Raw genomic sequence first — 4,159 nt, 5'->3', positions numbered from 1 at the left:
GGGTCAGGGGGTGCCGTAGTCGAGGGTTAGCTCGAAGTAAGAGGGGTCGAGCAAGCACTCTGCGTACTCGGCGAAGCGGTCGTCCGCCGTCCAGCTGGTGCGCTCGGTGTGCAAGAACCAACTCCCCGTACGGCGCTTGAGCAGCTTGGCCTCGCTGGATTCGAGTGAGCGGCCGCGGAGCCGTTGTTGGCAATGGTCCGGGTGCAGTCCGGCGCGGGTGAGGGTCAGTGCGATCGAGTCGTCCACCAGGCCGCGTCTGGGCAGTTCACGCAGGCTGTCGAGGGCTGGAATCCAGCTGCACTCCCAGGCGATCGGTTTGTCGGCCGCTAGCTGCAATCGTTCGATCACGATGAGTTTCTCGGTGCGGTCGGACTTGTGCGAGGTGTGTTCGTGGGCGATGCGGATGGTGCGGAGCTCGACCTGGAGGTCGGGGTCGGTGGCGGTGTGCGTCCAGCCGAGGCGGCCGTCGAGGGGACGGCCGTCGAAGATGACGAACGAGCCTTTGCCGGAGCGGGTGCTGATCAGGCCGTCCTCGGTCAGCTGGGCAAGGGCCGCGCGGACCGTGTTTCGGCTGACCCCGAACCGGCTGGCCAGGTCGACCTCACCGGGCAGGCGGGCGCCGCGTCGTACCAGCCCGGCTTTGATTTCCCGGGTGAGGACGGCCGCGACGCGCTCGTGCTTGAGGCCCTCCGGCATCTTTAGCCGAAGGCTTCCTGGCGGCGGACTGCTTTGGTGCCGGCGACCAACTGGACGAGGAAGCCGAGGGCGAGGGCGAGGAGTACGCCGAGGTTGGCGAAGGCCCAGGCGCCGTCCTTGGGGCCGAGACCGAACGGGCCGAGCAGGTAGCCCTGCCAGGTCAGCCAGGAGGCGAACGTGTTGGTGACCAAGCCCCAGCCGATGCCGGTGGCAACGATCATGGTGAGCACGGGCAGCCAGCGGATGTCGCCGTACCGGCCGTTGCGGTCGTAGAGATCCGCGTCGGCATAGTCGCGGCGACGGACGGCGATGTCGGCCAGCATGATCCCGCACCAGGCGGCGATCGGGACGCCGAGCGTGATCAGGAAGCCCTGGAACTGGGGGAAGAACTTGGTGCCGAAGAAGACCACGTAGATGGTTCCGGCGATCATCACCACCCCGTCGATGAGGGCGGCGGCCCAGCGCGGGGCCGGCAGACCGATCGAGAGCAGGGCCAGGCCGGACGAGTAGATGTCCAGGACCGCGCCGCCGACCAGGCCGAGGACGGCGACGATCACGAACGGGACCAGGAACCAGGTCGGCAATGCGGCGGCCAGCGCGCCGATCGGGTCGGCGCCGATCGCCGTACTGAGGTCTGCGGAGGAACCAGCCAGCAGCAGCCCGAACAGGACCAGCACGATCGGCGCGACCGAACCGCCGAACGTCGTCCAGCCAACCACGCCGTTGCTCGACGACCCGCGCGGGAGGTAGCGGGAGTAGTCGGCGGCGGCGTTCACCCAGCCGAGGCCGAAGCCGGTCATGACGAAGACCAGCGCACCGATGAGTTGCTGGTTCGAGCCGTGCGGGAGGTCCGCGACGGCGCTCCAGTGGATCTTGTCCGCGACCAGGGCGATGTAGACGACCGTGAGGACACCGGTGATCACGGTGATGATCGTCTGGGCGCGCATGATCAGGTCGAAGCCGAGCACTCCACAGGCGACGATCAGTACGCCGACGACAAGCAGCGCGATCACCTTTGTCACGGCGCCGCCGCCCCAGCCGAGGCGTTCGAACACGGTCGCGGTCGCGAGGGTCGCGAGGATGGTCAGCACGGTTTCCCAGCCGACTGTCAGGACCCAGGAGACCAGCGACGGGAGCTTGTTGCCGCGGACCCCGAAGGCCGCCCGGCTGAGCACCAGCGTTGGGGCCGAACCGCGTTTGCCGGCCAGCGCGATCAGTCCGCAGAGCAGGAACGAGAAGACGATTCCGACCATGCCGGCCACGATCGCCTGCCAGAACGAGATTCCGAACCCGAGCACGAAGGCGCCGTAGCTGAGCCCGAGCACCGACACGTTCGCCCCGAACCAGGGCCAGAACAGCTGCCGGGGCCGGCCCTTCCGGTCGGCGTCGGCGATCACGTTCAGCCCGTTGCTCTCCACGCTGAAACCGCGGGACTCCACCTGCTCGGACACGTTGCCTCCACACGCAATGAACCTGTTCAGTCCTGTTCAATCACGGTAGATCAGAATAGGCCGTATGCGAAGCGCTGCGGTGGACGGATTCGAGCTCGAGTACGACCGGTCCGGCGAAGGCGAGGCGGTGGTGCTGCTGCACGGCTGGCCGGGCGACCGGACCGACTACCGCGTGCTCGCGCCGCTGCTGGTCGAGCGCGGCTGCGAGGTCGTCGTACCGGATCTTCGAGGGTTTGGTGGTTCTGCTGGAGCCTCTGGTGATCCTGCCGAGTACGGCGCACTGGGGCAGGCGCGCAGTGTTATCGGGCTGATCGAGGAGTTGGGGCTCGACCGTCCGGTGCTTGCCGGGTACGACGTCGGGAGTCGCGTCGCGCAGGCGATTGCGCGGACCCGTCCCGAGCTGATCGACGGCTTGGTGATTGCACCGCCGCTTCCTGGGATCGGGAAGCGGGTGTTCTCCGAGCAGGCGCAGCGCGAGTTCTGGTACCAGTCGTTCCATCGGCTGCCGCTGATCGAGGAGCTGATCGACGGCAAGCCTGATGCGGTCCGGTCGTATCTGAACCACTTCTGGCAGCACTGGTCCGGGCCGGGCTATGTGCCCGACATCGAGCACCTGGTCGAGGTGTACTCCGTCCCCGGCGCGTTCACCGCCTCGCTGAACTGGTACCGCGGTGGCGCCGGAGCAGTCGCCGTCTCCGCGGCTGAGACGGCACCGGCGTCGTACGAGCGGATCAGTGTGCCGACGGTCGTGCTGTGGCCCGAGTTCGACCCGCTGTTCCCGCGGGCCTGGTCGGACCGGGTCGACGACTTCTTCAGCGACGTGCGGCTGCGGACCGTCGACGGCGTCGGACACTACGCGCCATTGGAGTACCCGGAAATCCTAGCCGAGGAGATCGCCGGACTAGGCTGACCCCATGTCCCAGACCGACCTGCCGTTGCCGGCCGTGCGCCCGGCCGTCGGTGCGCTGGCCAAGCTTGCGCCCACCCCGGTCCGGTACCTGCTCAACTGGGGCCGGAAGTACTCCCTGTGGGTGTTCAACTTCGGCCTGGCCTGCTGCGCGATCGAGTTCATCGCGGCGTCGATGGGACGGCACGACTTCATCCGGCTCGGCGTGATCCCGTTCGCGCCCGGCCCTCGGCAGGCCGACCTGATGGTTGTGTCCGGCACGGTCACCGACAAGATGGCGCCGGCCATCAAGCGGCTCTACGACCAGATGCCCGAGCCGAAGTACGTGATCTCGTTCGGCTCCTGCTCGAACTCCGGCGGCCCGTACTGGGACTCGTACTGCGTGACCAAGGGGGTCGACCAGATCATCCCGGTCGACGTCTATGTCCCCGGCTGCCCGCCGCGCCCGGAAGCCTTGCTGCAGGGCATCCTCAAGCTGCAGGAAAAGATCGCCGGCGAGAAACTGGCCGACCGGTACGACGAACCGTCCGCCGCCGCGCTGACCCGCGACCTGGTGCTGCCGGAATGAGCTCGAGTGACGCTCTCGACGCCCTGACCGCCGCCGGAATCGAAGCCACCGCCGCCGACAGTTTCGGTCCCACGGCGATCGACGTACCGGCTGCTTCCTGGGTCGCCGCGCATGAGGTCCTGCGCGATGGTGTCGGCCTCACGTTCTTCGACTTCCTGTCGGCATCCGATGAGCTCACCGACGGGTTCCGCGTCGTCACCCACCTCGCCGACTTCTGGGGTGGCGCGCATGTCGACCACCTGCTCGTCCGCACCCTGATCCCCCGCGACAAGCCTGAGTTGGCCACCCTCTCCGACCTGTACGCCGGCGCCAACTGGCACGAGCGAGAGACCTTCGAGATGTTCGGCATCACCTTCGCCGACCACCCCAACCTGGTCCCGCTGCTCCTCCCCGACGGCTTCGAAGGCAACCCGCTGCGCAAGGAATTCATCCTCGCCTCCCGCGTAGCCAAGCCCTGGCCCGGCGCCAAAGAACCCGGCGAGTCCTCGGCCGCCGCCCCAGCCGCCGGCGCCCCCAGCCGCCGCCGCACCCTCCCAC

General features: G+C 68.0%; 5 protein-coding genes. 3 read left to right on the top strand and 2 right to left on the bottom strand.

Annotation, left to right across the window (positions count from 1 at the left end; genetic code table 11):
• Window positions 1-3: 3 nt before the first annotated feature.
• Both E1263_RS41975 and E1263_RS41970 read right to left on the bottom strand, forming a co-directional pair.
• Window positions 4-696, bottom strand: coding sequence for a GntR family transcriptional regulator (locus E1263_RS41975; protein WP_132177993.1), 693 nt, complete (start codon window positions 694-696; stop codon window positions 4-6).
• A 2-nt stretch (window positions 697-698) separates the two neighbouring features.
• The gene (locus E1263_RS41970) at window positions 699-2,147 is read right to left on the bottom strand and encodes a purine-cytosine permease family protein (protein WP_165956944.1); all 1,449 of its coding nucleotides are present in this window, start codon (window positions 2,145-2,147) and stop codon (window positions 699-701) included.
• A gap of 64 nt (window positions 2,148-2,211) precedes the next feature.
• Between E1263_RS41970 and E1263_RS41965 the strand changes: the two genes are divergently transcribed.
• The 3 genes from E1263_RS41965 to E1263_RS41955 form a co-directional block, all read left to right on the top strand.
• A complete protein-coding gene (locus tag E1263_RS41965; RefSeq protein WP_132177991.1) occupies window positions 2,212-3,057 on the top strand; it encodes an alpha/beta fold hydrolase in 846 nt (281 codons plus the stop codon).
• 4 nt (window positions 3,058-3,061) lie between these two features.
• Complete coding sequence (locus E1263_RS41960; protein ID WP_132177989.1) at window positions 3,062-3,622, top strand: NADH-quinone oxidoreductase subunit B; 561 nt, start codon at window positions 3,062-3,064, stop codon at window positions 3,620-3,622.
• The coding region (locus tag E1263_RS41955) for an NADH-quinone oxidoreductase subunit C (RefSeq protein WP_132177987.1) at window positions 3,619-4,159 on the top strand (541 nt) is incomplete at its 3' end. The genes E1263_RS41960 and E1263_RS41955, both read left to right, overlap by 4 nt.

It is taken from the genome of Kribbella antibiotica (assembly GCF_004349055.1).
Lineage (GTDB): Bacteria > Actinomycetota > Actinomycetes > Propionibacteriales > Kribbellaceae > Kribbella > Kribbella antibiotica.
Note: the sequence above shows the minus strand (reverse complement) of the source record. Positions and strands in the feature narration are given on the sequence as shown.

Excerpts from the sequence above, each read along its gene's own strand:
- E1263_RS41960 (WP_132177989.1), top strand. The coding sequence starts at position 3,062 with ATGTCCCAGACCGACCTGCCGTTGCCGGCCGTGCGCCCGGCCGTCGGT.
- E1263_RS41965 (WP_132177991.1), top strand. The coding sequence starts at position 2,212 with ATGCGAAGCGCTGCGGTGGACGGATTCGAGCTCGAGTACGACCGGTCC.
- E1263_RS41975 (WP_132177993.1), bottom strand. The coding sequence starts at position 696 with ATGCCGGAGGGCCTCAAGCACGAGCGCGTCGCGGCCGTCCTCACCCGG.